Source organism: Streptomyces sp. DH12, assembly GCF_020873895.1.
In the GTDB taxonomy this organism is placed as follows: domain Bacteria; phylum Actinomycetota; class Actinomycetes; order Streptomycetales; family Streptomycetaceae; genus Streptomyces.
This window is the reverse complement of record NZ_JAHWGT010000620.1, coordinates 1-542: the sequence shown is the minus strand read 5'-3', so window position 1 is coordinate 542 and position 542 is coordinate 1. Positions and strand designations below refer to the sequence as shown.

General features: G+C 70.3%; 1 protein-coding gene. It reads right to left on the bottom strand.

What is annotated here, in order from left to right; genetic code table 11:
* A partial coding sequence (locus LPA54_RS36110) for a hypothetical protein (protein WP_193457632.1) occupies window positions 1-477 on the bottom strand: 477 nt, incomplete at its 3' end.
* Between the last annotated feature and the right edge of the window lie 65 nt (window positions 478-542).

Genomic DNA, 542 nt, shown 5'->3' with positions numbered 1-542 from the left:
GTCGAACACGAACGGACCCGGTGCCTGCGGAGCCGTTGCCGTGCAGGTGATCGTGATGAAGCCGAAGGCCGTCACCTTGAGGGTGCCGCCGAAGGCTTCCAGGGTGTCGCCGGGGGCGACCGTGCCGGAGAGGGGGCCCACCTCGAGGGCGTCGCCCGTGGACATCGCCGGGTTCTTCGTGCCCTTGAAGACGACGGTGCCGCCGCCCTCCTTCACCATCGTCAACTGCGAGACCAGGGAGTCCTGGCCGATGGAGACCGGGGCGGTGACCGAGGAGGTCTTGAGCGTGATCGTCGCGGACGTGCCGCTCTGCGTGGCCGTGAGGGTGGCGTCACCGCCGCCGTAGCTGCCGCAGTCGGCGTTGACGGTCGCCGTTCCGGGCGCCACGGCCGCGGCGGTGGGGGCGAACGCCAGGCCGCAGACGGCCAGTGCGCCCGCGGCCAGGGACAGACCTGTTCCGAATCGCTTGCCTCTCATTGGATTCCGGCTCCCTTTCGGTGTGGGGGGCAGATGGGGGTCCGGACCCGCTGCGTGTCCATTGA